Here is a 26,246-nt window from a genome sequence, read left to right as displayed (position 1 = left end):
TGAAAGGACAAGTGCTATGGCCAGCATGAACGCTAACGCGGACCTTTACAAACAAACCTTATCCTATCGAAAAAAGTCTGCACCCAATCAGTGCCTTGCGCAGTCATGGTTTGTGCGCGTGCCGAAGGAACTTTACTACCCACGCTATCGCTGCTTGATCGAGCCTTTGATCTGCGGGCAGGATGTTTTTGAAAAAATCCAAGAGGACTTACTCAGCGCGCGTCATAGCGTAGACATCATCACATGGGGTTTCGATCCTGGCATGGTGCTTGTCCGTAAGGCTTCCGCAGAAGACGGGGTGCGTTATGGCGATTTATTGAAAAATATTGCGACGCGAAAGGAAAATCCAGTCAAAGTGCGCCTGCTTGTCTGGCATGACGATGCTGCATCCCACGCGCAGATGAATAACAATCCTGGCTATTACGGCATACGATTTCCATTGATTGACCGTGCTTTCACGGACTTTTACAGTGAGCAGCATCAAGCTTACAACGATGAATGGTACAAACAGGTATGCGCAAATGAAATCCCGAACATCCATTTTCATGTGCGGAAGGTTCCACTGGAATTTGTCGATCAGGCGCTATCGGACGAGTCAGCGCCATCGAACGTCATGGCGCTGATCGCCAAAAGATATCCCACGCACCATCAAAAAATGCTGTTGGTCGACTACGAAATTCCCAAGTTGGCCAAGGGTTATGTAATGGGACATAACTCCATTACGGATTTTTGGGACACCAAGGAACACAAGTTCAGGGACATACATCGCGAGCGATTTTATGAAATGGATCATGCAAAGTTACAGAGGAAAGCATGGGAGAGCGTCTCCGAGTACCAACGGCGTGCAGCGGATGAGGTAGCGCAAGCGTACATTGATGCGAGAAGCCATGTTGCCAAGCCGTACCAGGATGTTTCGTGCAGGGTACAAGGCCCAATTCTCTACGATCTCAATCACAATTTTTGCCAAGCCTGGGAGGAGTCCAAGCGGCCTAGTAGCCTATTCCGCGAGCTTTGTTGGCTAACTTGGCTGCCGGGATTGAAAATCCATGCCATGGTAGCCGAAAAAATTGTTGATTCGCTCCATCATGAAATGGATCCCGGCTTCATTGCGCGACGTAAAGCCTTACCCCTGAGCGCTTTTAATTTGCCGGATGCGCGACATAATTTGCAGCTACTTCGCACTCAACCACTGCACTGCGAGAAGACCATAAAGGAGTGCTACGCAAACCTTACCAGACAGATGCTGCACTACATATTCATCCAGAACCAATATATTCAATACAAACCTTGGGCTGAGCATCTGATTGAATGCTCTGGGCGTTTGCGGGGAGCCGGCTATCTCAAGCCGCTTTACGTATTCATATTGACATCGACGCCGGAGAGTGACGGTATGGACAGGCCGACCTACGACGTTGCTGGCGGTATCGGCATGAGCACGACGATGCGCGTTGAGCATGAGGAGGCTGTGGCAAATGCAAAAAAGAATGGGGAGCGTCTTCCGTTGGATGCTGAAGAGCTAGCGGCGAACGGTCTGCGCGTCTTCATGGGTTCGCTCTGGACATGTGCTGATGAAAAGGGGCAATTGAGCTCGACGGATTATGAAGAAATTTATATTCACGCCAAAGTAGCAGTTGTGGATGACGCGGCATTCACTATCGGGTCAGCTAATCTGAACTTGCGAAGCATGGCACTGGACAGCGAACTCAACGTGATAAGTGACGCATTTGACGTAGCGTATCAGTTGCGCGCCGACCTGTTCAGGCAATGTACTAAAGACCCTGGCCCGCCGCAATTTGAAGATATGGGAGATGCATTCAAAGAATGGAAGGGACTGGCATCTAAGAATTACGGTGCAAAAGAATCTGGAGGCAAGCTCATTGGAGAGCTACTTCCATTCCATGTCGACAGGAAACCCGGTTCCCCGGTGTTGTAGTCATGAGCAGCTTGAGAACACGTTCAGCAATCGTCGTTTTGGTATGTGCCGGTTTGGCGATGGGAGCTACGTTCATTCATCGTTACTTGCAGGAGAGAGCCTTGCATTCATTACCTTATGGGTTCAAGAAATTTAGCTTGTCTGATCCTATTCCTTTATGTGGGCGGTGGAAAGAACATATGCCCTCAAAGCGCGATCCAGTGGCCTACAATTTATATATTGAAGCGAGGAAGGTCTGGCGGAGCAAGATTGGATGGCAGCTTACTCGTGCAGAAACCACTCGCATACTGACTGATGTCGGCAAGGCTGCGGAACTCGGTGATTGGGGAGCCCGCGCTTTGTTGGCCCGATTTTATCTCTATGGGCTAGGGGTTCTTGAATCAAACCATGTGCTTGATGCTGCACCGGAAAAGGGTGTCGAAATTGCGCGCATGGCGGCTGCCGAAGGTCAGCCGTGGGGAGTCTTTGATTTAGGCGTCGCATACGAACATGGTTACGGTGGAGCTGTGCACGATCCAACTCTTGCTTGGGCCTACTTTTTGCGAGCGGCGGAGCTTGGCAGTCCGGAAGCCCAAATGGCGTTGGCTAGCGCTTATGGCCAGGCTGGACGACTTGCTGATGCGGAAGCCATGCAGCAATGTGCATACAAGCAAGGACATGGACTCGCCGCCTACGAGTTGGGTATTAAAGCGGAGCTAAAGACGCGGTATATGGATGCAATCAGGCTTTATCAAGAAGGAGTTAAATTTGGAAGCAAGGAGAGCGCTGCATCGCTTGAACTACTTTTCAAGGATGGGTACAGCCCAGGTGCAACAGACGAGGAAAAGGTAGAGTTAAGGCGGCTGGGCATTCGAGCTGATCCGGAGAGGAAAAGCCGGTACAACGTGATTTACGATGCACTGGAAATTAATCCAGACTTGAGACTAGGGCGCTTGGATGAAGTACTTCCACTTCCACCTGCCAAGTTGCCCCGCTGGTCTAATGTAAATGACGCAGCCGAACCTGAATCGGACGGACCGCCGACCTACTAAAATTCGGAGTACACCATGCCATTGAAAATCATAACGGTGGGCGACACGACAGATCATGGAGGAAAAGTCATCACTGGCTCGCCAGTTCATGACATAGGAGGCAAAGCAATCGCGCGTCTTTACGACAAGGTCTCTTGCCCTCAACAGGGGCCCAAGGAAACGTCGTAGCTATACGAAATTCTTTGGAAAAATATCAAAAAATCTCCTCTGAGTCAGCTAGAATTAAAAAAATTTTTGGTGTTTTACCTGCAGAAAACTGCACAGAGCTCAAGAATACCTGCGTAGCTTTTTTAGAGCATGTAGATGTTGAGTTCAATAAAGCAAACCATCAAAGTGAAGAAGTTGCGTTCTTTGTGTACAAGGTGCGAAATCAGCTTATCCACAATTTTAGAAGAACTGGAACGGGTAGCTCTCAATTGAAGCAGATCATAAGTGAGCTCGAAGAACTTGTCCCTCGCTTAATATATGAGTTTGGTTTCTCACGTCAGATACCGGTTGTTGCTGCATAAAAAATGCCAGCTATTGCTGGCATTTTCTTAATTTAAACTTCTGTAGCAGGAACCATATACCGAGATTCCTCACCCCGACAGATCGGGTCTTTTCAGGGGGAAGGAAGAATCTCATGAGACATTAAGAAGCATAATTTGAGATTCGCCGCCCCATTGATGTAGCCATGTACTCTTAGGGCGACGCTCGGTCGAGCATCGCCCGTGGACGTAGCTTGTCAGCATAGACGCGCCGCGTCCGGCGACAAAGACGTTGCGACCTGGACTTCTAGCCTCAAAACAACCCGGATCTAAACCCAGTCCGGCGAACCATTTCATACCAGGTGCTGAGAGCGATACAAGCTAATCTGGCGACGCCTCAGCCGGCAGGATCTTGCCAAGATCTGTAAACGAAGAAAGCCCACCTGAGGCGGGCTTTCGCTTGCTGTTTGCCAAATACACGAGAGGCGACTAGAACCTGATAATGCAGGGGATGAGGCCTATCTGACAGATCCCCGAGTTTACTTAGGTGCCACCGGTACGTCAAGGATGATCAGCCAGAAACGAACTTTACCCCATCAGCGCGAGTCAGCAGTCCGACAATGCACGGCCCAATCATAAGCATGGCGGCTTTGGACAAGTAGCTGCCATGCAACTGAATGTGTTCGCTTGACTCTCCCTGATGTAAGCACGTGGTCCGGCCGGCGTTGGCAATACACTGTTCTTTAACAATTTAAATGCGTGAGGGCGATAGGTCCAATATGGAGGTGTTGCATCCGCATCGGACCTATCGCCGACAGGCGCGCCGCTGGCCTGCTCATTCGCACTGGGCTAATGAATGAGTAAACAGCGGCACCTTACCAAGGTTGTTCGAGGTTGCTATGCTGCTCCTTTTCCTTAGCAGGTAGCCGTTCAGCGGACATGAGCACGTCTTCTTTAGCCCTTGCGCCGACTATGGCCAAATGACCTAGATCAGCGATTCGAATCAGTCCGCCTCGCATGATTCCATGAGGTAGGCTTTTTGCACCTATCAATTCGATATGAGGAAGCAGGCGAGATAGAGCGGATGATTTCGTTCCCATTGCCCGCGCTAAATCTGCGAGTGGGAGATAATTTTGACGAAATGCGAGAAGCTGATGCGGCAACACGATACGACAAGATTGACCACGGCGTTGCACCACTTCGGAACTGAGTAATCCTTGATCCACCCAGTGTGCGATGCACTCCCATTTCCAGTTGGTTACCCTGGCCAGCTGCTGAATCGACATACCTGCTTCTATCAGCGGCATGCCGAAATATCGCGACACATCAGACCGTCGGAAAAGTAATCTGCCGAGATTTTTGGCATGTGAGACGGCTCTCACGTCTCCTCTAACAATGGCCTTCATCAGCGATTCGATAGCTTGCTTCTCTCCCATGCGACGGCTGGTGAATTCTGCCCAGGTGACGGTGACATCGTCAAGCATCGAGGTTGGATCCGCCAAGCGACTCACGATTTCGAACAGATCCGCTAAGGACTGCTGATTGACTGGACCTGCTTTCAAAATGTCTTCCCGCCATCGAACGTCTGATTGAATGACACCGGCCGATTTCATGCGGTCGAGTACCGCAGGAGAGATCTCAGCCATCTTGGAAGCTTCGGCGTCAGAAATCCATTTTGCACGCTCTTGTTGTATGCGCTGGACTTCACTGCATGGCACTTCGTATATTTGGCCACGGGTTCCAGTTCGTCTTGCGCGATGTGTGCATTCGTTGGTCAGAATCGACTCATGCAATCGCGAGAGGCTTATGCCGATGGCTTTAGCAGCCTCTGGCGAATGCATGTACCCAGTTGTGGATTCGGCCATCGCCTTGGCCGAGTCCAGACCAAGGACACATTCTGTTTTTTCTGAGGCGACATCGATGACGATTTGAATAAACTCCTCAAAGGCCGTGCCTAGGGCAAGTTTGCGCAGTCGAATATACCAATCGCCGAGCAATGTATTTAGTGTCCTGGCGTCTTTTCGACCGGCCGAAATGCGTTGCTCGACATGTGCCTTGAAGCCCTTTGGCCAATCAGCCAACTGGGCTTCTATCGGCGCAAGGAATTTCAACGCCTCAACGATGGATTTCGGCGCATGCGCGACGCGCTGCAGTTTGGGCTTAGCCGGATCAGCATACAGGCAAAGGATCTGTATGATCTTCGCCAATACGGTAATTTCGACGCCGTGGAGAACCGGCGCTATGTCTCCAGAATGCTCGCCATTATTAGCAATAAGCGTCGATAGCCACTGCTGTGTACGAGTCGCCGGCATACGTGGCAAGTTGGTTAGATTGTGCCCACATGAACACACCCCTACATGAAGGCGAGCTCCAGATAACGCTAACCCGCAGACGTTACACTTATCTATCAGTTGTATCTGATGCCTTGGGCAAGCGGTGGCATATGCGTGTCCCCAGCTATGTCGCAAATGCAGTGACTCGTTGAGACATTCAGGACATACAGCATCGGTGTGAGTGCGATATAGCGTTCCCCAGCTTTGGCAGAGCAGTTCCTTTTGTTTGGCTTGCTCTGCCCACGCCGGCTCCAGACCGAGGTTCTTAGCTACCTCATCTGTACGCATTAGTAGCTGGCGTCGATTTCGGTCAACGCCAGCTGTATCTGTAAGGTCACGCCAGCTGGAGAAGCCATTGTCTGAGGCGAGACGCCGGTAGTAGCCAAAACCAGCTTCTTCGTTTCTGGGTGCGGAAGTGACGACCAGGCTCATTGTTTGATACCTTCCTTTTTGCGAATGGGCATAGGCATTGTGTTGCTGCTCAAGACATGGGCATATGCCTGTGTAAGAGCAGCTGGTTGCAATTTATTGTTGTTCGTTGTTGAATCATGGAAAGCCAATTTATGGGGAGAGCCCGCGTGACTGACTTCCTCTAGTGCCCGAACACAATCAAGATAGGTGACGGGACGGGGCGTTTCTTTTTTTAGCAAGCCGGCTAATTCCCGCATAAAGTCGGTGAGCACTCCCACTAGACCACCGGACAACAGAAAGGTTTGTTCTGTCAGAATTCGAGGGTGAACTTGAATAGGATAGCCGGCCGAGGCGAACAGCTTTGCATAACTAGTGACGCATGAGGCGTATGCAGCCATTTGCTTATCGTCGCTTGGGTCGTAAGGGTAGAAATTTCGGGCTGGCCGGGCACGGCGACGCAGTTGCTCATTTGCTGAAAAGAGCCGCTCCAGCCGTGGAATCCCGAAGAGAATCAGGGTGATGTCCAGGGTGTCGGTTAGAGCTTTCAGCCAGTCACTGGCTGCGCGCGGAGGGACCCGGGACCCTTCATCAACCAGATGTGATATCTCGTCAAAAATGATCACTCGGGTACCGGCAAGGCGTAGCTGCGTCAGCATCAGGCTGAACATTGCGCCGCCGGTGGTGCTCGCGGCAACTTTGATACCTAGTGCAGCCAGTACGCTATTTGGAAGAAGTTTCGCTGTTGCAGATTGAGGAACTCTTACGATAAGTACTGGCACATAGCGCCGTCCATCTACTCGACTCTCTGGATATTTCCGAGCCAGCGTGGTGACGATGGAGGATTTCCCCACACCGCTTGGGCCAGGAATGCGTTCGATTTTTGGCGCGAAGCCAGCAAGGGAGTCGTTGATGCGTTGCTCAAGCGCTGAGAGATGATCGACGAAAAAGGGATGTGGAAGTTCGCATGCTTCGATATCTTTGCGTAGTTCTTGGGCGGTATTCATAGCAGTTGTTCTCCAGTGTTTCGATTCACAATGGTCATTGATGGCACGTTGTCGTACCAGACGTTATCCAGAACTTCACATTCGGCATCTAGCGGAGGTGCTGTTGCTGAAGCGAATCCGAACGGCGCGGATGAATGAAGCGGATTGTCAGTGCTTCTTTTAACCGCAGCGTGGTTCTTCGCCCGTTGAGTGGTCTCTTTGTTTTCTTCGCGTTTGTTGCGAGATTTTGGTTTTCGAGGGTTGTTGTTTCCAATGGCGGCATCATCCAGGTCATGCAGGAACTTGGCCCTTGGTGCGGGGATGTCCCAGTTTTCCATGTCGGCTTTAAAGCGCTCCTTCGCCTCATCGAAGGTCCATGCAGGGGTGTCTGGGCGCACGTGTTCATGCGTGAGTGTGACGAGCGGAAGGTCATCATCCTCGTACACATATGCCTGGCGAAAATCGTCGGGGTCATAAAGGATGTGAAGCGGAGCGTGATCGCCGTATTTGGATAGCAAGTACGACATCGCCTCGCCCTTGTAGCGGAACCCATGTGCCACGGTGATACCTGACTTCGCGCTGAGCACACACTGTTTGTGTTCGTAGACTGCCGCCATCCATTTCTGCCGTGGTGGTGGCATGGTGATGGGGTGTCCCATCTCCTGCGTCAGATAAGCAAGGCGCTCAAGCGGTGTTTTTCCCTTGACCGAGCTTTCCAGTAAATCTTCCCAGCGCAAGCGATCGAGAGGGGAATTGGCCCAATCATCATAAAGCCAGCGAACAATCCATTTCTCGAGCGCGTCGACGGTCATCAGCTGATCTCCCAACGCCTCGGGGTCTCGCTTGCCATCTTTTCCATCGAAACGCGTGCAGCCAGGTAAGGTCTGGAGCGCCTCCTTAAGTGCGCGGTTCAGACGTTCGATGAATGGCTTACCTTGAGCTTCCTTCGCTTTACAATGTTTGATGTCAATCTCAATCAGCTCAAGACGGATAATCCGTCCACCTTTACACTCCGGGCCATTATCGAAGATGATTTGTGCCGGTGTACCGTACAAGTTGATTGCTTCAGTAATGCCAAATTCTTTGAAGCGCGTTATTTTGGCTGGCGTAAGGTACATCTCAATGCAGGAGATCGAGTCCATCTCGCGTGGAGCCCCTATAACAATTCGCCATCCCACTGGATATCCGGTGCATACATCGATTGCATGTACTAGATAGACGGTTCTGGATATGCCGTGAGGGGTTTGCACGACGAAAGGCAAATGCACTGCGTCCTGCTCAATGCGTGCGAATGCAAACGGCGCCCGGATTCGTCGCTTTGCGTATGACTTGCCGGCTACCCGTTGGAGCGGATCCATGCGGTCATAGTCAGCATCGACGCTGAGATTGTGAATCCTCGCCGCTACTAACTTACGACTAATCTCCTGCTTAGCGACGTGCAGGCAACGGCGCCGAGCTTCGCGATTGATGTATTCCGTCAGATATCCGAGCGTCCATCTGGATTCAGTGACCAGGTATTCATCATTGATGGTGCTTTCGATGAATTCCACCAGGTCTTGCGAATACCGAGGTCTCGAATTGCCTTTGTTCTTGTCCCCCTTGAGTACAGTCAAGCCGAGTAGCTGATTCTTGCGGGCTCGGAATAATGTTGCGCGCGAAGGGAATGCTGCAGCTAGTACATCGCCAGTGTTCTCTTCCATGTAGGCTGTGCGAGCAACTGGGATTGCAGCACTAAACGAAAGACTGCATTTTCTTTGAATGGAGTCAATGCGCCTCAAGGTGTTCTGAATAAATCGCACCTTTGCCTGGAAAGCTGGATCGTCATGCTGGCTGACTACGCCGACGCGGGCCATGCCTTTTCGATGTAGAACGATTTCGCCTTTCGAGAGGCCACTTCGAATTATGGCCTCTTCGATAAATCTGGACTCGCGCCTTTCAGCATCGAAAATTTGGAGTGTGCCTGCATGAATACGGCCGTCCAATATCTCAAAGTAATTGTCGGGCTTACCGGCGGTGACTAGCCTATCTCCTGATCTCAGATCGGAAATCATGATCTAAGCTCCTCGATCAAGCAAAGGTGACTCAGATCACCGAACGCCGCCGATAACTCAAGTGAGTTATGAATACGGTGATGGGCCATATTCGCTCGGAGGACCCCTATGGCAAGTAACGGCGGGATCAAGCTGGTTGAAATTTGAATGTCAGCGCAAAGGTCTCGCTGTAAAACCGGGCCCGATTCACAATAACGCTCAACTCGGTTCACCAGGTCTGGCGTCAGATATTCTTGAGCTCGCGTTAACGCCGGTTTGAGCAGCTGGGTGTTGATGAGCAGGGGATGTCGCTCGTCCGCTGGGACGACGACCGTGAACAACGAGTAGCCGTATGCCTCTATGACTTCCCGAGCCCGCTCAATTTTCTCCTGATAGCTGCCGTCGCCCTCGTAGCCTTCGATTTTGACCTCGTAGACATACTGCAGGCCGTCGATCTGGACTGTAGCGAAGTCCGGGGTATATGTCAGGCTTCCGGCAAGACCTTTTCTTGCTTTACGCCCCTCGACGATCTCTTCACGGGTGTACAGCAAGCGCTTGCTGTGCAGATCAACGGTGAACGGCTGGGGTTTGAATGAACGCACCCGGGGATCTATGCAAAGCATATGGGCGACGATGCGTTCTGGTTCTGATTCGACGGTGATGTGGCCACTGGCTTTTTCGGCATAGGTGCCAATCCGGGCTTTGCCAAAAGTCCTCGCTGTTATGCGGACGCCAGCATTTGATCCGAGTTTTCGGCTACGTACGCCGTAGGAAGTAGAGCTTCTCATTTTGCCCTCCTCACATGGGCAGAGCGCTGGCATGGCGCCGTGCGTTTTTGATGCGTATCCATAGGTTGCTCCAATTCGCAGGGTGAGCGAGGCCACATCACTCTCCGGCGATGAAAATTTTTGGCAAAAAGTGGCCCGTTCGCTGTGTGTAATCACAACGAAGATCGGAATGGGAGCTTGACCAGGTGGGGATGAACGACGGATACTGAGGTTGTCAACGCAGTACCGAGGTTCAAACCCTCACCGGGCCGTCACTCTCATTTATTGGGTTTGGCGGCTTTGTCTTATAGGCGTCCTTTCATTTCAGCTGTACATAGGTCACACTGCCCGGATAGAGGCCGAGCAGCTGCTTGGCGTCGGAATGATTCATCACCATGATCACCACTTGGCCAGGCATGTTCGCTGCGTGCTCAAACGCGCTGTATCCTTCTACCAAGGTGCTTTCTAGCGCTTGAAGCTCTGCACCGCTGAGATCTAATGCGGAAGCGATGGCCGCACGAATAGATAGCGAGGGGATCGGGCGCCGGCCAGTCTCTAGGCGGCTGATATATGAAACGCTAAGCTGCGCTTGGTGCGCGAGCCACGCCATGCTTTTTTGACGCTGCTTTCTCAGACTGCGAAGCCGGAAGCCGTATGAATGCTGAGTCACGATGTTGATCCTCATCTAGCCGCTATCTTCATTCTGCTAACCTTCCGAGTGCTATACAAGGCAGTAGCTCATATGGCGCATGAGCGATGAAGTTACGAAAGGCAGCAATGGACTTTGGCCCCCACAGGGGAGGCTGGCGGCAGCGTTTCGGCGTGTAACTATGGGATGGAACAAGTAGCTATAGAACTGCACGGTAATTAAATTTTTCTATCGTTGCTTTTACGCCGCGCTTTGCCAGCTTCTGACGTCCGCGGCCCCTCTATCTAATCGCTATGTCCAGGATCTATCTGTACAGTGATCCGCGCGGCCATCTCGACTATCTCGTTGATTTAATCAAAAAGTAGTGCCGTCTCGCAATAATCCTGCGCGGCGAACTCGACTTGAATCGTCCTGCATGTGGGCGCAAAGTGTCTTAGTCGTTTGAGGTTGGACGGATTCCAAGGAGCCACGATACAGATATCGAGGAGCGCGATGACAACCTGTTTGGTTAGGAGTTCGAGAGTCGAATTTGCAATTCCGCGTGGCGACATGCCGGCGGCTCCCGCACTACCAACTTAGGTGGGATGTTTCGATTGAATATCTAGTTGGGAGGTAATGCTCGCTCTATCGTTTGCGGGCTGAGTACATCGCCAAATGCGGCAAGGGGAGCCTTGGGTGGTGAGAGCTACCGATGCTGCGTCGTTCTGGTATTTTCCCAAGGGATGTCGAGGCATTCGATGGAATGTCTGCAGATATTCCGCCGCCCTACGAGGCGCCTGGAGCGCATTTCTTCGGGAGCCAAGTCTTGAGCGATTTGACTTCACGCCTGCAGCTAAAGGCGGCGTTTCGTGGGTGCCATCATATTTGGTGCTGCTTTGAGGCTTACGCATCGCATGTGGCAGGGACTTGATAGCAGGATAGGCGTGACCATCGCCCTGCTGGAGGGCATCTTGAGTTTTACAGACTTAGTTACCTAGCAGGACGCTCAATGCCTTTTTCTGGTCTGCGCTCATGTGTTGCAATGAATTGATAATATCATTATCAATGGCATCAAGCTTATCGGTACTTATGGCCGTTATATATGGCTTTTTCACACCAGTAAAAAGCCAGTTCATGTCGATTACCCGATTTCTTCGACTCTTCAAAATTTCCGCTGCGGCTAGGATTTTTTCATGGCTAGGGAGGGCTTTGCCGTCACGAATTGCATAGAGTGTCGATGGATTAGAATAGCCCAGCTCCGCCGCCGCTTCAGCGAGCGAAAGCCCCAGTTTCTTTTCAAGGACATAGATGAATCGATCGCCGATCTTGCGGCATTCATCAGGGTATTTGCTTTTCGTTCTAGGCATGATAATATCAATTCTATCACTCAGATTCAGATCAACACAACCACGAAAACGGGCATCGGATGAAAAGCACCAGAAAGGCGTTAGGGCAGTACATGACTCCTGGCGACGTTGCGCGCTTGATGGCTTCCTACATACCCGCTGGTACCACTGCAGTGATCGATCTGGCGGCTGGTGATTGTTCTTTGCTGCGAGCGGTCGCAGCTATGCATTCGTCAGTGGCGTTGTACGGCTGTGAAATTGACGATGCCATACATCGTAAGGGGCAGAGTAGCCTGCCGGCGGCCAGAATACGTAGCGGCAACGGGCTTGAAGTCCGACTTCAGATACGTGCGGCTGATAATTCCCAGGTTTCGGTTGTCGCCAATCCACCGTATACCGAGACTGAGGTAACCCCCTCCATGACGCGCCTGCTATCACTCGCGTTTCCCGACGTTTCGACAAAGCTGGGTTATAAGCGCGCTGAGTTGTACTTCCTCGCGCGCTCGCTGCTACTGGCAAGGAAAACTGGCGGAATTGTATCGATACTGATGCCGATGGGCTTTGGAGATGGCGATATTTATCGGTATTACCGCAAGTCCTTGATGGCGAATTACGCGCTGCTGGAAGCAATCGAGGTTCAGGCACGGGTGTTCGGCCAGACGGAAGCTCGAACTGTCTTGCTTGTAATCGACACCAGCAAATCGGTTACGCGCAAAGTTGAGATTTCGCGGTTCGATGCCGAGTCCGGCAAGAAGGCCGTCATCTACCGCGGACACCTTGATGCCGGGGAGCGCCTGGATGCACGTTATCAAGAGGGGCGAGTTTTCGCGGCAAGCGCGCAGTGTCGGTTGGCTGATCTGGGCGTTACCATTGTCCGCGGACGGGTCTCTTATAAGGAGTCGCGCGATCTAGCAATGCCAGCCGTGCATACAAGCGATCTGTCCCGGGCACGTCGAGGCAAACTCGATATCGAAGTCCAGACCAAGAAGAATGCTGAAGAAAATGCGTTCTTCAGTGAGATCGTCGCCGAAACCGGCGATATTCTCTTGTCCCGGACCGGCACGCGAGTGAGCTGGAAGCCGATAGTTGTGAAGTCAGGGCGAGCGCCGATCACCGATCATGTGTTTCGGATACGAGTGCCAGCCAAGCAAAAACAGAGAGTGGCTCGTGCCTTCAAACATCCTGCGTTCGAATCCTGGCTCGCATCAGTCTCCAAGGGAGTTTGTGCAACAGTGATCACTAAAAAAGACTTGATGGCGATGCCAATTTTTGAGTCCACTATTAAGCAGGCAGCGTAACGTCATAAACATGCCAGCGGCGCAGCAGACGCGAGCGGCCATCCTTTTTCTGCGGATGATCGTAGATTAGTCCGGCTCCGTTGTGTTCAGCGTGATTGCATAGAAAGAGCGCGGCTGCAATCGCGTGTGGCTTGGTGCCGATTGGCGCAATGACGGTTGGAATATCCGACCCACCCTTTTGTTTGAATATTTCCAAAAGCTTGTGGTAGCAGTCTGTCACCGAGTTCGCGCCGGCGTAGTGAACGTGATAGGTTTCGTTAGTCATACCGCTGGCATGGTTGGCGAAACTATTCAGCTCCCAGCCGGCACTAAAGGCGGGCACACCGAATATGGCGTACTTGTCAAACTTGATGAGATTTTCTTGTTGCGTCAAGAGCATCGCCAATCTGTCTTCTTCATATCCCAGCAGGAAAACCACTTGGCCTTCCTCGTAGAGCGACAGATCAAGCGCTACACCGTGGACGCCGGAAAACTGCCGGTCTCCCGTGAGATTGAAGCGGGTTGCTGTCGACAGCCCCTCTTTATCGTCTCGCGCATATTCGCCCGGCTCCGCATACAACAGGTAAAGACTCTTGATATTTTCTTTGCGTGCTGCACGCAGTATGAAAATAATCTCGACTACGCCCAAGGTAGTGCAATCGATCAAGATGCTTTTCTTGCTTCGTAGTTTAGTGCATAGCTTACCTAAATCGATAGACGTGCTATCCGCGAAGTAGGAATTCTGACGGTATGTTAAACAATGCGAGGTCGATGCCTGTTGCTCACAGACACTGATCGCTGCTTTCCCTCGATCATCAACGGGAACGCCAAAAAACGAGATCGGAAATTTTTCGACTTTGCCAAAGTCCGGATCAGTTTGGGATGAGCGTGTCTTGATAAGCATCACTGAACCCCATCAATCAACGACATTTGATCGGAATCGAGGCGCCAGCTTCGCTCAAACTCTCGGATGACTTTGGTCGCTTCCATATCGTCGCCTAACAAGATCTTATCGGCGGTCGCCGCCGCAAGATCCAACTTACGTCCGGCGCGATATGAGATGCCATAGGTCGGGGAGAAAACGGGGTTGAGGTAGTACTCTTGCGATTCGTATTTCAGGCCCTTTACTTTGGTTTCCTTGCGGCCGACTAATACCCCCCATTTCTCTGCTTCCTTGAGAATGGCAGCGGCACTATCCGACGTGTTGCCGTTTGTTACTGCAAAGTGATTTTTCTCAGGTTCGCTTTGCGCAGGCCGTTGTTGGTGCAGTTTAAAGATCTGGCCGATCGTGGTTGCGACTTGGTAGAGTTGCGTACCATAGTTGCCTGAGCCTTTAATGTCTTCCAAAAATTTGGCACTGCACTCTCTGGCAGCTTCCGCCTGGTCTTCAACGCTCACAGTGATCTGTCCGTTCTCCTGAGCCGTGCCTTTTCTGCCAACGCGACCAGTGGCCAAGAGGCAAAGCTCGAGGAAATGCCTGGCATTGCCCTGGGCAAGTGATATGAATGTCTGGAAACCGCTGTAGAGGGGGCACGAACGGGATAACGGCACATAGATGAAGAGTAAGGCGCCGAATAAGAAGTGGTGTGTCCATTCCTCAAAGGAGGACGATTTGCCCGTTGTGAGCTTTTGGAATTCGGCATAGACGTCTGCTGATTTTTTGCGCTGATGCAGTAACGCAGCCACGACGATTGATGCTTCCGGGAACTTCTCGTCGACAAAGTCCGTTGGCGTTAATGTGCCTGGGTTGTTGCGAACCAAACCCGCATCAATGGTCTCAATCAAGCGTTTTTTGAGGGATGGCTCCTTGAGCACGCCGGCCGCAATTTCACTGATGCTCACCGATGGGAGGACACGCTCCATTACTGACCGTAGTGCAGCGCGATACGATGCATTACCGCGTCGGTCGTTCAGTTTTGCCGGATCGCGCAACAATGTCGGATCAATAGGGTTACCATCCAGAGAGATATTTTCTCTGATGAGTCTGAAGAAGAACAGCTCCGCAGCAAACATTTCAAAGTCATCGCCCTGCTCTTTTTCGATGTCGATAGTACGAAAATCGGCTGGATCTTGAATGTATTCCGGTCCGGTGGTGCGGCGATTTGGCATGCCATTGCGTTTCATGGCAACGTGGAACACGAGCGGCGGCTGGCTGAGCTTTAAAAGCGAGTTGACGAAGACTTGCTGATAATCCAAGAAGCTTTCGTATTCATCGACGAACACAGAGAATACTGATTCCTTCAGATAGGGAAGCGTGTGAATAGTCTCGATTAATGCACCAATAAACGTACGAAGCGGATAGAAAATTGGTGCCGGAATCTCAGACGAGAGGTTGTTGATCCAGCTCGATAATTTAAAGCGCGATTGCTTGATGTGTTTATGCATCGAGCGAAAATCTGTAGGGATCGCCGCATCAAAAGCTGCCAGGGCGGAAAAATCCAGATCTTCAAGATGCCCGTACTGGTCAGTGCGTTCGGGCGTGCAGTTGATGGTGGTCAGGCAGCCTAGCAATTCATCGGCGACCGATAAGCACAAGGCATGCTCGAAGGCCCTCTTCCATTGGACGTCATCAATGCCAGAGCCGACGAATGAGCTCAGGAACTGGATGTCGGTACGGATATACAGGCCGATTGTCTCAAATACCTCAGCAGGGAGCTCAGTGCGGTTTTTTGAGAACTGCGAATGATAAGACCAATAGCGCAGCAGCGTTGTTTTCCCGCAGCCGCGGCCGCCCACAATGACATATGGTTTTCTGACATGCATTACCGGCAGCCGGTCGAAATATGGCGGCACTACGAAGTCGCCCCAAAGGTCAGCGCCCATCTCTTCAGCACGATTACGGGAAAAAGCTTTGACAAGGCTACTCATACTTATCGATCCAGAAGGGTTGTCCAGTATTCGGTTTCATACCAATAAATCGGTAGCGTATTGTTGGGAGTGCTATGTTCAAATGCATAACACACTCCTTGCTGCTTATAGCCGAAGGGATGAACCTTTCCATTTGGAGGCATCCCAGCTTTTTTAAGCAACTCCAAATATTGTTCTTTCAATTGTGCGGCTACATTCGTCCGATAGCGCGAGTTGAGCCTGGTTCCGTCAAACAAGTGAAAATCGTCCGTAAGCACATCGCCGCAGATGATCTCGACAAACGAGAAATCTCGACGAAGTATGTCGATTCCCGATTGATGTGCGGCTGCGACCAGATAAACTATCCTCAACTCTGGTCGATCCTTGTGCAACTGGCTCAGGTTACTGAGACTGACAAAATCCGAAAACTGGTCGCCGGAACCAAGAAAATCGTCGACGACGATCAGGGTCTTGACGCTCTTCGGTATTTCCGCGAATCGCTGTGGCCAGGCCAGCCAGTCGTCTTTAATGCGATACATGCGCTGCAGCAGTCGTAGCACGTAAAATCCACTCTTTGTGGGCGGCTGCTCCAGTGAAATGGCCGGCGCTAGCCGTACCCCAGGATCCTTTGACCTACTTAAAATCCCAACAAGCTCGCGGTCGTGTTGCATGTCGACGCACAATTCGGCGCATGTCATCAACGTCGACAGCATTGCCTTGAACTGTGGTTTTGATTTGAGGATCAGATTGTCCAGCAGGACCGCTCCAAGTAACTCAGCATCGTATTGTTCGAACTGGCGAATCCAGTTTGTGAGTCTTGCCTCTTCGACACTTTGCCAGATGCCTGACTGAATGAAATGATGCGCGCGATTGTGTACCTGCGAAATAAATAAGCTCGAATCCTGTAACACACTCATGCACTTCCTCGCATTGGTTTCCGACGGCGTTGTTTGCTTGATTATCTTAGCGTCAAATAGAACGGATACATATTGAACGAATTATGCTGTTGAAAATGCGTAAAATGTAACAATTATGTGCTTATCGCAATTTTTTTGTATAAGCGATAGTCCTTGTTGTCCTGTTAGAACCTCAATCACCTAGCGGGTTAGCTAGAGTCCTTCAACTCTGCCTCCACCTGGCGCAGTATTTCCGAAGGAGCTGTACCAAGTGCAGCAGCCAGTTTGAAAATCATCCTCAGCGCCGGTTGGTTGATGCCTCGCTCGATCAGGCTGACATAGTTCCGCTCGATCCCGGCCGCAAGAGCAAGTTGCTCCTGTGTCAACCCAGCTTCCTTGCGAAGCTGGCGAAGAACCCGACCGAATAAGACCAATGGATCCAAAATTTCTCCCAATATATTGGGAGAAATGGTGGGCTCACAGTATCATTAAGTCTTCACAGTATATTGTGAATTTTTAAGGAAAATACAATGACGGCAAGCGATGGGGTTTGGTACTTCGTGATGTATGGAGGCGGGGGAGCGCTAGTTTTATGGATTATTTGGGCATTTATCCGGCATGATCTGGCGCAGCGGCGCCTCCTTGCAGAGCTCCTTGCTGGTGGTTTTAGGATTGATCATCGGGTCCGAAGCACAACCGTCGTGGTTTTTGATGACACCCTCCGTGAGATGGCGATCATCGTCGGGCCAATGCTGCATCGTTACTCTTATGCCCAGATCGACGGATGGACTTATGAGTACCTCGACCGAAACGGCAGACAGATTCGAAACAAGCTCGTGATCACAGTGCTGGACACCCAACATCCTCGGCATGAAATTGACGTCTCCGCAACAGAGGCCAAGTTGTGGCTTGCCAAGATGCGCGCTATTCTGGTCCAGTAATTCAACGTACCTGATCGGTCTCGTCATCATGCGCCTACTCATTCTCTCTGATCTACATCGCGAATTCTGGAAGAAGCACCAGGTTACATTCGCTCCCGCCGAAAGTCAGCCGGACGTCGTTGTCCTGGCTGGCGATATCGATACAAGTGGCGTACGGGCCGTACAATGGGCCGCCGAGGCGTTTCATGGCACGCCTGTCATCTACGTACATGGCAATCATGAAGGTTACGGCCATAACCTCGATAACGAAATTGAAAAGATCAGGGAAGCTGGCGCCGCAACCGACAATGTTAAGTTTCTCGATTGCGATGAGCATGTCGTCGGCAACGTACGATTTCTGGGGGCCGCCTTATGGACCGACTTCAAATTATTCGGCGATGACCAGCGATACTTTGCCATGACAAAGTCGGAAGAAGTGATGACGGACTACCGGCGCATCAGACTTGCCAGCAAAGGGTATGGCAAGCTTCGAGCGAGGGATACGGCGTATTTTCATGAAAAGCACAAAGGCTGGCTCGCTGAAAGGCTCGCCGAATCGCATGCCGGCCCAACCGTGGTGGTCACCCACATGGCACCTTCTATGCAATCGGTACCAAGCCAGTACGCGAACGATCTAACTTCGTCTTCGTACGCATCGAACTTGGACGATGTAGCCTCGAAGGCGACTCTATGGGTGCATGGACATATGCACGAATCTTTTGACTATAAGATTGGCCAATGCCGTGTGGTGTGCAATCCTTTCGGATACATGACTAAGGACGGAGGCCCAGAAAACGAAAGCTTCAATCCGAGCTTTGTCGTCGATATCGGATGATCACTAGTAAGCAACTCGCAAATTCAAACCGGGTAACCCCACCCTTTGGCAAGGCCTTACTGTCAGATCAGATCGGAATTACTACACATAAAAACAATTAGCTTAGCTCCCACTTCCAGACATGCGTGCATGAAACCGCTCAAAAGCCAGAATGCTTAGATGACGTTTAAATCCGCGTTGCCCAGCCGGCGCTGCAGCGATGACTCTAAGGGGAAGCGGAGGGGGACTATGTGCGTCCTATTGCGCTCGGTCATCCGGCACCGACCCACATTCAAAACTCGCCAGCAATTCGCATTGCTAGTGCGATGGAGTGGTAGGATTCAGGTCCTAATGTGTGATCGTAGGCGTCGCCGCAATGGGCGTTAATCTGCAGGTAGGTTGCATGGCCGGGGGGATATTTAGGCTGCTTTTGGAGTTTCGTGTCGTTTCAAATGCGCCTCCATTGCGCGCGTTGAACCCATCAGCGCGGACTCTACGCGCTCCGACAAAGGCTTCCAAGCCTGGTAGCGTGGCGGATATAGTCGGTCCAACTCAAATCGAACAAGGGCTTCTTTTGCATGAAGCAGACCATCAGTGGCAAGTCCTAGGAATGCATTGAAAATATTCACTGGCAATTGACCTTCTCGCTGCCACCAATCTTCGACGCTTCGCTCCAGTGCCTGAAGTGCGTCATAAAACACAATCAACGCGATCGCATCGTCACCGGAGAGATCGCGAAACTGTGGCGAGTCCGGATACAGTGTCGGCATATGTGGGATAAAGTCCTCTTGTTTGTCGTTAGGCATATCACTTTGAGTAGACGCGCAAATGAAGTTTGCACACGCCCTTTGATGTATAAAAAGCATTCGTTCGACTGCTCTATTTAGCTCAGCTGCTAAGTAACGACGCGCATCAGCCTCCCGGCGAACTTTGTCTGACGCATCTGCTTTCTTCTTGTTAAATTCGGTGATGCCCGCGCCCAGCAACGACGCTGCGGCACCGAACAAGGCGCCAGCGACTGTCGGTACAACGTTCGTTATAAGTAGGATGCCGCCAGCACTGAATAGGCAGCCGGACAACGTAATGTGTGGATTTCGTGTCCCCATGGCGGCAATGCGATTGATGGCATTTTTTGCTTTAGATCCTTGTTTCTGCATTATTTCCACGCACTCCTGGCAGGGCTTTCAGATAGTCTTGATTGATTTTCAAAATAGCATTCCTATGCTTCTTCGGGCGTCCGCGCTAGCTTAACTTCTTAAACGGAGTGCCATAAAGGTCAAGGTAGTTCATTGCCTTTTTGGTATGTTCATAAAGCTCGGCCTCGTTCAGTATCGTAGTGACGAAAACGGGAATTTCGAAGTTGACGGCTTGCTCAGGCGACGCCGAAAATTCGGCGGCCGCGTCGACCTGATTCAAAGAGTATGCAGCACGCTAGGGAAATCGCGCAGCGCTTCGGACATCTGGTCTGCCGTCTTTGCGACACGAAGAGGGTTACCTTTGTCAGGTGATGGATGATAGGTAGACGTAAAGCAGTTCATATGCTTGCCCAATAATTTCTAATTGACCCAGCCAATAATACCGCTGATTCACCGCGAGGTAACGGCCATTTTTCGTGCCCGTATCGAGCGTCGAACGCCTGGAAAGAATTCACCAGGACTTTGAAACTGCGCCTAGGGATGCTGCACTCAGATCATCACAGAACTGCCGAGACACCATTGCACCTCTGAGCGTTGTTAGAGTTCGTTAGCTCCTGGCCAGCCTACTAACAGCAGGGCGATTCAAGTTGCCATAAAAATATTTTCATGTCAGGATAGCCATTACTACCTGCAACCAGTGGCCAGCCCGTCTCACCTGCCTGCGGTGCCGCTCTAGAAAGATGCTATGACAATGGAAAGCTTTTCCTACTTGATCGAGAAAATTTCAACAAAGAAACATAGGCAATTTTACGAACACGGCCTTCGCGAGCGTGCAGGCGACTCAATTCAACAATTTAACTGGGCGCGAGAAGCCGCCATTTACGGACTTCCTGAAGCAATGGAATGGGTAATTAATGCATATAAGCAAGGATTCGGAACAGAACCCAATGCAATAATGGCGTTTGAATGGTTAAAAAAAGCAGCTGATCAAAAATATGTTTGGGCGTACTTTGAACTGGCGATCGCATACCGAGATGGTAGCGGGACGCTGCCCAACATTAAAGATTTTAGAGATTGGATGGAAAAAGCTGCGTCTGCACCCGACGGGCGGGAAGCCATGCGAGTATTGTCAGAAAGCTATCAAAAGCCGAAATACGGAAAGCCAGATGCCGGTAAAGCTAGCCATTGGACGAGGTTGATGGCCGAAGCTCAGGGAGCGGTCGCTATGATCGACCTCTCCAGGGACTATGCGACGGGCCGTCATACTTCACGCGATATTAAGCTTCAATTGAAATGGGCTGAGCGTGCAGAAAGTGCCGCCCGTGCTGAACTTGCTGATACAAAAAAACGCGATGGTGCATCAGAAGATCTTCCTCGTGCCTTAAAGGCTCTCTCTGATGCCTACAAAACAAATCAGCGGCCATTAAAAGACGCAAACAATATTTTGAGGGAAGCAGCTTCTGCTGCTCTACAGGTCTTTTCGGATGCGGAGGCCGCCGCATCTGACACTACATCCAATCAAATTCTTGAAGAAGAATCTAACGTTCCAGAAGACCTTCTTTTCATTATTTTACAATATAAAAATACTCTTCGAAAAGGAAGCAAGCCAAGATTTAATTGGCTGAAAAAGATTGTTCATATCATCGACGTAGAGTATTCAAATTCAGCAAGATCATTTCCTGAATTCGCAAATGTGGTTTTTGAGCTAGCCGAAGCATTCAGGGATGGCATAGGTGCCAAGGTGGATAAGGTTCAATATCTAGATACCTTGAAACTTGCTAAAAAAGTTCGCCATCCAAACGCAATGTATGAGTTGGCAAATAAATCGTCACCTACATATGCTGCACAATTGCAGGATGCGGCAGACGCTGGTTCAGATGAAGCTTTTTATCGACTACAAATTCGTGAGTGCGATTTTTCGTCAAAGAAAGCAAATGCAATCCAAGATGCATTAGTAGAGTTTCGGCGACAAGTATATGAGTACCGCGAAATAAACCACTCCGTAAGCGAGGAAGATGCAAAAGATGGCATTGCTCATTATACAGGCAATGCTGCACTTGAAGGCATGTTAGATCCATCCACGGAAGAGAGTAAAAACTTAATGCGAATGTATAATTTCGCTTATTTCAATGACCCGAAAGAGGGACGCCGACTATATTTGGACTTGGATTCTAACAATCCATTAAAAGAATTTGGCCCAGCAACTTTTTATAAAGATGACATTCTTACTGAAGAGCATTTTGTTTATATAGGTTCTTTTTCACTTGCCCCAGATCAACTCGACCTATGGCGGGCCTATACTGATAATGGAAAAGGTTTTGCTATAGTCACGCCTTTTTCCGTTTTCCCAAAAAACTCGGACCATTCATTAATGGAAACTTGGGCAAACAAGAGAAAGCTTAGCGTTATGCCTACACTATATAAAGTGCTATATAGTGACCAAGATGCAAAAAATGTTCTTGAGTCGCTATCACCACAGCTTGAAATAATTAAGAAAACATTGAGTAACGTCCCTACAGAAAAGAAGGAAAAAATATTTAAATTAGTGAGAACCATTGCAAATGAGTTACTGTTCCTCTACAAGAGCGAAGATTACAAAACAGAAAGGGAAGTTCGATTTGTAAAAGCGCAAAAATTAAATAGCCCTGAAGTTAAGCGAGACAGCAGTCGCTTTCCCACCAGATTGTATATGGAAACTCAGACATTATTTTTTTCCACGCCTAGCTCTAAAATAATTATTGGGCCTACTGTTGAGAATAAAACGTCAGTAGCTATGGCGCTGAGACATGCGCTAACAACCCGAGGTTGGGAAGGTGCTTGTGAGGTAGCATACTCCAATGTTAACTATCAGATTGCACCATCGGTCGGGAGGTAGTCAAGAAGATATCGAGCTATCATTTGTGCTAGTGGAGTCAAATCGTTAGAGTATTTTATTTCTTCAATTTGAGACACTTCTAATAATATCTGCTTTACTCGACGGTTTATATATTCAATATCTCTGTCCTGTGATGGAAACGCTTTTATCCAATGTAAAATTACCGAAAATACATACAAGGCATGAAGTATGCCGGAAGAATTACGCCGCTCTCCCTTCCACGGTGAAAAATATCGTTCCGTATCACCGATAATTAAAGGCATACGCTCTTCTAACAAGGTCAGTTGGAGATGCATGCATTCATGGATGATAGACTCTGCAACCCGTATTTCAATATTTTCAACTCTATCACGAGGAATGGATATAAATATAGTAAAGGGTATCTTGGGGGAGCTGTAACTAGTATCAGAAAAATTATCTTGAGGTTTTAAAAGAACAATATTTTTTGCGAGCAGCTTCGTACTTTCATACAAGCTCGGAATTATCCGTATTTTCTCGAATGCTAAAAATATCACTTCTTCTAGTTTAAGGCGTAAAAAATCTTCATTAGTATAGAATTCCAAACCATTTTCCGACAGTTTTCTCTTCGAATTATCAGCGAGAAATTCCATTTTCGTGACACATGGGGCGCCGTCGTCAAGTGGCGCACTAATATGACTGGTTTCTTTATTTGAATAATCTAGCGCTTTTAGAAAAAAATCAGTTGAGTAATTTTTTTCTGTTATACCAAGGCTACACAGAAACTCCCATTTATCGTTGGCTAATTTCTCGGCTATACCCGGCCACCAAGGTGGTAAAGCGTAAAATTCGAAATCATTTTTTTTAAAAAGCATTTTATTTTTCGAAAAACGAGAAAACTAATGTAAAACGTTCACCGTCGTGTATGGTTGAAACCGCATGGAGAGATTTTTTTGAGATTTCGAAAGCCACGCCACTATTGTGGGCTGGCCGGTATACTTTTTTTATGTCAGTAGGATTCATGCTGCCAAATAGCATTAACATCCCACCATTTTCATCTTTCCAACCACGATTGAATTGAATAAGAACTCGATGAGTTTCTTGTCCAGGAATGAAATCGTTATGTATTCGTATTGTTTGACCCGGAACAAGTTTATGAGCTGTGACATCAACCTTGTCTGATAGTGAAGCACAGAACCATTTTTCAACTAACAGAGTGAGGTGCTGGAGTGACTCTTTAGATAGTAATGGAGCAATATCAAAAGGAGCAGTCACATCTTTGAGACTGAACTCGTACTGCTCATAGAAAGATTCCTCTACAAGTTTCCAGGGTGCACTTGTTTCAAACCAGTGCAATATTTTCTCTGCGTCGTCTGGGTTAAGTGCTTTCGGCGAAACGGCATGAGGAAATGGAGTTTCGAAATTTTGCAAAGAGTCGAAGAAGTTGAGACTCAAGAAATTACTCCTTCTTCTTTAAGACGAGTGTTGATTTTCTGAATAAGATATTTTTGATCGTTGCAATATACGGAAGGATTATCATAACCATTCTTATCATGCCATCTATGAAGAGGCATGCCACCGCCGCATGATGCTAGTTGAGGACAAGTCTTACACTGAATTGCACTAGGAACCTGTAGCCGATGGTATTTTGAAAATTCTTCGGTTTTAACAATTTTTGACAATTGATCATTGCGCACGTTCCAATGAGTCTCAAACTTATCAGCTCCATCAAATGAGCTTTTCAACGTGTCATTCTTGGTCAATGCCCCATCAGTTTCGACAATCAGGATGCCATAGCTCTTTTGACCGATACCTTCTTTGACACCTCGTCCTCCCATTGAAATCTTCATTAGGTCATCAAGAAAACGGATCTTAATTGGCGAGGTATCGGATAAATAGGTATCAAAAAGCTCCGAGAGCCATGTTCCATACTCCACTGATTCAAAAGATTCTTTCCCAAACGGCAAATTGCTATGATTGCCGTCTCTATGAAGAAAGTCGACCGATGGTGCTCCGAGTTTTTTTAAAAACCAATAGACCTCTGCAGGATCTGAAAGCGGATCAATAACGGCAAGCAGGCCAGAATAGAGTTGTGTAGCTTTAGGATGGTTACGAAGCCTATCAATACCAGCTACCAACTTTTCGAAGGTACTTTCGCCTTTGTGGCCAATGCGGAATTTATCGTTAACCGGCTTGGGGCCGTCAATGCTGATGGATATCGCTACATGATGGGCCGCACACGTGTCCAGGATTTCGTCGGTGATCAGAGTGCCATTGGTCTGAATGCACAGTGGATGTGTCAAAGGCAGCACACCGCGCAGTTTTGATAAGAGGTATGCCAGTCGCCTAGCCCCCATCATGAGCGGTTCTCCGCCGTGCAGAACGGTGGCAAACGGGGTTGACTGATCGGAGCAAAGTGTCTTTAGTGCAGATGACAATGCTTCTATCGTTTCTTGGGACATGAGGGCTGGCATATCTTTCCAGCCGTCATCTCCCATGTTGTAAACGTAGCAGTAGCTGCAATTGATATTGCAGCGACTTGCTACCTTTACTAAGACGGTGTCAACTTCCACAAGACTTTATGAGCGATTGTGGCGATTGTGGGCGCGGTCATACGAACCCATGGTGTTGCCTTCGTCATTCTTAACTTCTGCGAGCAAGCGCACCAAAGTAGGGTTTGCGATGAGCGAGAGGTCAACCGCAAGGTTGGCTTGTCCTACGCGGACGTTGGACTGGACCTCTGGAGATGTAGATGTCTGCATGATTTTCCTCGTGAGCTGTGGCGGATGCCACTTGTTCAATTATACGACGTAACTGATTTCCAAAATAAATTTAAATTTCCGTTTAAAATCAAATAGATAGAAGAAATGTTAAATTTTATTAAATGCCAAGAAAATTAAATATTTCTTTTAAAAACAATAGCTTACAAAATAAAAAATAGGCCGAAGTTATGCGCCCGAGCCGGGAGAAGGATGACGTGATCGGTAGATGTCACAATGCTGCGCCTTAACGACGTCTGGCGGCTCCGTGCCAGTGTTGCAAATTATTGCTATGTGGATAGTTGAGACTCCACGTAGGAATAGTCTTTCTTGAAGGCTACAATAGTCCCTCCTACTGAACGTTAGTTGTTTGCCGCAGTCGTACTGGACTTGTACCCGGTTTGATAGAGGTGCGAATCTTTATTAAACCAGCGCGAAAGCGCCAAGGAGTAACTCCATGAGCAGTGTTTCTCAAAGTGTCATCAAACATAAAGTCGGCTTGCTAAATTTAGCAACCGAACTGGGTGATGTGTCCCGTGCCTGCAAGGTGATGGGATTTTCGCGAGACACGTTTTATCGCTATCAATTAGCCGTAGAAGCCGGCGGCGTCGATGCTCTGATTGATGCAAATCGCAAGAAACCCAACCTAAAGAATCGCGTGGAAGAAGCCACGGAGAGCGCCGTTGTAGAGTTTTGCCTGGAGCAGCCGGCCTTCGGGCAGTCCGTGCCTCCAACGAGCCGCGCAAGCGCGGCATATTCATTTCTCCATCCGGCGTCCGGTCGGTGTGGCTGCGCCGCGATCTGGAGTCTTTCAAGAAGCGTCTCTCGGCGCTGG

The 26,246-nt window shown here is 49.5% G+C and carries 22 protein-coding genes and 2 pseudogenes; 9 read left to right on the top strand and 15 right to left on the bottom strand.

What is annotated here, in order from left to right; genetic code table 11:
• Nucleotides 1–16 precede the first annotated feature (16 nt).
• The 4 genes and pseudogenes from GTP69_RS21250 to GTP69_RS21235 all read left to right on the top strand — a co-directional run bounded on the left by GTP69_RS21250 (nt 17) and on the right by GTP69_RS21235 (nt 3,473).
• On the top strand, nt 17–1,933 hold the full coding sequence (locus GTP69_RS21250; protein ID WP_161056723.1) for a phospholipase D-like domain-containing protein: 1,917 nt from the start codon (nt 17–19) through the stop codon (nt 1,931–1,933).
• 101 nt (nt 1,934–2,034) lie between these two features.
• Nucleotides 2,035–2,964, top strand: coding sequence for an SEL1-like repeat protein (locus GTP69_RS21245; protein ID WP_229261079.1), 930 nt, complete (start codon nt 2,035–2,037; stop codon nt 2,962–2,964).
• A 15-nt stretch (nt 2,965–2,979) separates the two neighbouring features.
• Nucleotides 2,980–3,117: pseudogene (locus GTP69_RS21240) on the top strand (PAAR domain-containing protein); the annotation flags it as partial.
• Nucleotides 3,118–3,146: 29 nt separating this feature from the next.
• Nucleotides 3,147–3,473 (top strand): hypothetical protein, encoded by a 327-nt coding sequence (locus tag GTP69_RS21235; RefSeq protein WP_161056721.1) that lies wholly within the window; start codon nt 3,147–3,149, stop codon nt 3,471–3,473.
• Nucleotides 3,474–4,306: 833 nt separating this feature from the next.
• Here the strand turns inward: GTP69_RS21235 and GTP69_RS21230 are convergent.
• The 6 genes from GTP69_RS21230 to GTP69_RS21205 all read right to left on the bottom strand — a co-directional run bounded on the left by GTP69_RS21230 (nt 4,307) and on the right by GTP69_RS21205 (nt 11,950).
• A complete protein-coding gene (locus GTP69_RS21230; RefSeq protein WP_161056720.1) occupies nt 4,307–6,196 on the bottom strand; it encodes a TniQ family protein in 1,890 nt (629 codons plus the stop codon).
• Nucleotides 6,193–7,179, bottom strand: coding sequence for a TniB family NTP-binding protein (locus GTP69_RS21225; RefSeq protein WP_161056719.1), 987 nt, complete (start codon nt 7,177–7,179; stop codon nt 6,193–6,195). The genes GTP69_RS21230 and GTP69_RS21225 overlap by 4 nt, the downstream gene beginning before the upstream one ends.
• Nucleotides 7,176–9,209: a TnsB C-terminal domain-containing protein gene (locus GTP69_RS21220; protein WP_161056718.1), complete on the bottom strand. Its 2,034-nt coding sequence runs from the start codon at nt 9,207–9,209 to the stop codon at nt 7,176–7,178. Before GTP69_RS21220 ends, GTP69_RS21225 begins: the two co-directional genes overlap by 4 nt.
• Complete coding sequence (locus GTP69_RS21215; RefSeq protein WP_371868048.1) at nt 9,206–10,072, bottom strand: hypothetical protein; 867 nt, start codon at nt 10,070–10,072, stop codon at nt 9,206–9,208. Before GTP69_RS21215 ends, GTP69_RS21220 begins: the two co-directional genes overlap by 4 nt.
• Nucleotides 10,073–10,274: 202 nt before the next feature.
• Nucleotides 10,275–10,640 carry a helix-turn-helix domain-containing protein gene (locus GTP69_RS21210; RefSeq protein ID WP_161056717.1) on the bottom strand — a complete coding sequence of 122 codons (366 nt, stop codon included), beginning with the start codon at nt 10,638–10,640 and terminating at the stop codon, nt 10,275–10,277.
• Between the two features lie 929 nt (nt 10,641–11,569).
• Entirely contained in the window at nt 11,570–11,950 is a 381-nt protein-coding gene (locus GTP69_RS21205; RefSeq protein ID WP_161056716.1) for a helix-turn-helix domain-containing protein, read from the bottom strand.
• A gap of 59 nt (nt 11,951–12,009) precedes the next feature.
• Here GTP69_RS21205 and GTP69_RS21200 point away from each other — a divergent pair, with 59 nt between their 5' ends.
• Nucleotides 12,010–13,227, top strand: coding sequence for an N-6 DNA methylase (locus GTP69_RS21200; protein WP_161056715.1), 1,218 nt, complete (start codon nt 12,010–12,012; stop codon nt 13,225–13,227).
• On the opposite strand, the gene GTP69_RS21195 is transcribed toward GTP69_RS21200, so the two are convergent.
• From GTP69_RS21195 to GTP69_RS21180, 4 genes are all read right to left on the bottom strand, one after another.
• Nucleotides 13,211–14,110 (bottom strand): hypothetical protein, encoded by a 900-nt coding sequence (locus tag GTP69_RS21195; RefSeq protein ID WP_161056714.1) that lies wholly within the window; start codon nt 14,108–14,110, stop codon nt 13,211–13,213. The two genes, GTP69_RS21200 and GTP69_RS21195, sit on opposite strands and share 17 nt — an antisense overlap.
• The gene (locus GTP69_RS21190) at nt 14,110–16,074 is read right to left on the bottom strand and encodes an ORC-CDC6 family AAA ATPase (RefSeq protein WP_161056713.1); all 1,965 of its coding nucleotides are present in this window, start codon (nt 16,072–16,074) and stop codon (nt 14,110–14,112) included. The genes GTP69_RS21195 and GTP69_RS21190 overlap by 1 nt, the downstream gene beginning before the upstream one ends.
• A gap of 2 nt (nt 16,075–16,076) precedes the next feature.
• Nucleotides 16,077–16,970, bottom strand: coding sequence for a phosphoribosyltransferase-like protein (locus tag GTP69_RS21185; RefSeq protein ID WP_161056712.1), 894 nt, complete (start codon nt 16,968–16,970; stop codon nt 16,077–16,079).
• Nucleotides 16,971–17,158: 188 nt separating this feature from the next.
• Complete coding sequence (locus GTP69_RS21180; protein WP_161056711.1) at nt 17,159–17,392, bottom strand: helix-turn-helix domain-containing protein; 234 nt, start codon at nt 17,390–17,392, stop codon at nt 17,159–17,161.
• Nucleotides 17,393–17,479: 87 nt separating this feature from the next.
• Between GTP69_RS21180 and GTP69_RS21175 the strand changes: the two genes are divergently transcribed.
• Both GTP69_RS21175 and GTP69_RS21170 read left to right on the top strand, forming a co-directional pair.
• Complete coding sequence (locus tag GTP69_RS21175) at nt 17,480–17,890, top strand: hypothetical protein (protein ID WP_161056710.1); 411 nt, start codon at nt 17,480–17,482, stop codon at nt 17,888–17,890.
• Between the two features lie 28 nt (nt 17,891–17,918).
• Nucleotides 17,919–18,704, top strand: a complete 786-nt coding sequence (locus GTP69_RS21170; protein ID WP_161056709.1) for a metallophosphoesterase — start codon at nt 17,919–17,921, stop codon at nt 18,702–18,704.
• A gap of 398 nt (nt 18,705–19,102) precedes the next feature.
• On the opposite strand, the gene GTP69_RS21165 is transcribed toward GTP69_RS21170, so the two are convergent.
• Nucleotides 19,103–19,840 carry a hypothetical protein gene (locus tag GTP69_RS21165; RefSeq protein ID WP_161056708.1) on the bottom strand — a complete coding sequence of 246 codons (738 nt, stop codon included), beginning with the start codon at nt 19,838–19,840 and terminating at the stop codon, nt 19,103–19,105.
• 724 nt (nt 19,841–20,564) lie between these two features.
• On the opposite strand from GTP69_RS21165, the gene GTP69_RS21160 reads away from it, so the two are divergent.
• Nucleotides 20,565–22,694 (top strand): DUF2971 domain-containing protein, encoded by a 2,130-nt coding sequence (locus GTP69_RS21160; RefSeq protein WP_161056707.1) that lies wholly within the window; start codon nt 20,565–20,567, stop codon nt 22,692–22,694.
• On the opposite strand, the gene GTP69_RS21155 is transcribed toward GTP69_RS21160, so the two are convergent.
• The 4 genes from GTP69_RS21155 to yhhA are packed head-to-tail and all read right to left on the bottom strand — an operon-like array spanning nt 22,667 to nt 25,414.
• Nucleotides 22,667–23,527: an aKG-HExxH-type peptide beta-hydroxylase gene (locus GTP69_RS21155; protein WP_161056706.1), complete on the bottom strand. Its 861-nt coding sequence runs from the start codon at nt 23,525–23,527 to the stop codon at nt 22,667–22,669. The genes GTP69_RS21160 and GTP69_RS21155 overlap by 28 nt on opposite strands.
• 1 nt (nt 23,528) lies before the next feature.
• Complete coding sequence (gene yhhC, locus GTP69_RS21150; protein WP_161056705.1) at nt 23,529–24,107, bottom strand: cyclophane-containing peptide 2OG-Fe(II) oxygenase YhhC; 579 nt, start codon at nt 24,105–24,107, stop codon at nt 23,529–23,531.
• Entirely contained in the window at nt 24,104–25,225 is a 1,122-nt protein-coding gene (yhhB, locus tag GTP69_RS21145; RefSeq protein WP_161056704.1) for a cyclophane-forming radical SAM/SPASM peptide maturase YhhB, read from the bottom strand. Before yhhB ends, yhhC begins: the two co-directional genes overlap by 4 nt.
• Nucleotides 25,226–25,231: 6 nt before the next feature.
• Complete coding sequence (gene yhhA, locus GTP69_RS31870; RefSeq protein ID WP_371868047.1) at nt 25,232–25,414, bottom strand: YhhA family cyclophane-containing RiPP; 183 nt, start codon at nt 25,412–25,414, stop codon at nt 25,232–25,234.
• Between the two features lie 454 nt (nt 25,415–25,868).
• Here yhhA and GTP69_RS21140 point away from each other — a divergent pair.
• Nucleotides 25,869–26,245: pseudogene (locus GTP69_RS21140) on the top strand (helix-turn-helix domain-containing protein); the annotation flags it as partial.
• Nucleotide 26,246 lies beyond the last annotated feature (1 nt).

It is taken from the genome of Duganella levis (assembly GCF_009857605.1).
Lineage (GTDB): Bacteria > Pseudomonadota > Gammaproteobacteria > Burkholderiales > Burkholderiaceae_D > Rugamonas > Rugamonas levis.
Note: the sequence above shows the minus strand (reverse complement) of the source record. Positions and strands in the feature narration are given on the sequence as shown.

Coding starts and splice junctions, on each gene's coding strand:
- GTP69_RS21250 (WP_161056723.1), top strand. CDS start 17: ATGGCCAGCATGAACGCTAACGCGGACCTTTACAAACAAACCTTATCC.
- GTP69_RS21230 (WP_161056720.1), bottom strand. CDS start 6,196: ATGAGCCTGGTCGTCACTTCCGCACCCAGAAACGAAGAAGCTGGTTTT.
- GTP69_RS21225 (WP_161056719.1), bottom strand. CDS start 7,179: ATGAATACCGCCCAAGAACTACGCAAAGATATCGAAGCATGCGAACTT.
- GTP69_RS21220 (WP_161056718.1), bottom strand. CDS start 9,209: ATGATTTCCGATCTGAGATCAGGAGATAGGCTAGTCACCGCCGGTAAG.
- GTP69_RS21210 (WP_161056717.1), bottom strand. CDS start 10,640: ATGAGGATCAACATCGTGACTCAGCATTCATACGGCTTCCGGCTTCGC.
- GTP69_RS21205 (WP_161056716.1), bottom strand. CDS start 11,950: ATGCCTAGAACGAAAAGCAAATACCCTGATGAATGCCGCAAGATCGGC.
- GTP69_RS21200 (WP_161056715.1), top strand. CDS start 12,010: ATGAAAAGCACCAGAAAGGCGTTAGGGCAGTACATGACTCCTGGCGAC.
- GTP69_RS21195 (WP_161056714.1), bottom strand. CDS start 14,110: ATGCTTATCAAGACACGCTCATCCCAAACTGATCCGGACTTTGGCAAA.
- GTP69_RS21190 (WP_161056713.1), bottom strand. CDS start 16,074: ATGAGTAGCCTTGTCAAAGCTTTTTCCCGTAATCGTGCTGAAGAGATG.
- GTP69_RS21185 (WP_161056712.1), bottom strand. CDS start 16,970: ATGAGTGTGTTACAGGATTCGAGCTTATTTATTTCGCAGGTACACAAT.
- GTP69_RS21175 (WP_161056710.1), top strand. CDS start 17,480: ATGACGGCAAGCGATGGGGTTTGGTACTTCGTGATGTATGGAGGCGGG.
- GTP69_RS21170 (WP_161056709.1), top strand. CDS start 17,919: ATGCGCCTACTCATTCTCTCTGATCTACATCGCGAATTCTGGAAGAAG.
- GTP69_RS21165 (WP_161056708.1), bottom strand. CDS start 19,840: ATGCAGAAACAAGGATCTAAAGCAAAAAATGCCATCAATCGCATTGCC.
- GTP69_RS21160 (WP_161056707.1), top strand. CDS start 20,565: ATGACAATGGAAAGCTTTTCCTACTTGATCGAGAAAATTTCAACAAAG.
- GTP69_RS21155 (WP_161056706.1), bottom strand. CDS start 23,527: ATGCTTTTTAAAAAAAATGATTTCGAATTTTACGCTTTACCACCTTGG.
- yhhA (WP_371868047.1), bottom strand. CDS start 25,414: ATGCAGACATCTACATCTCCAGAGGTCCAGTCCAACGTCCGCGTAGGA.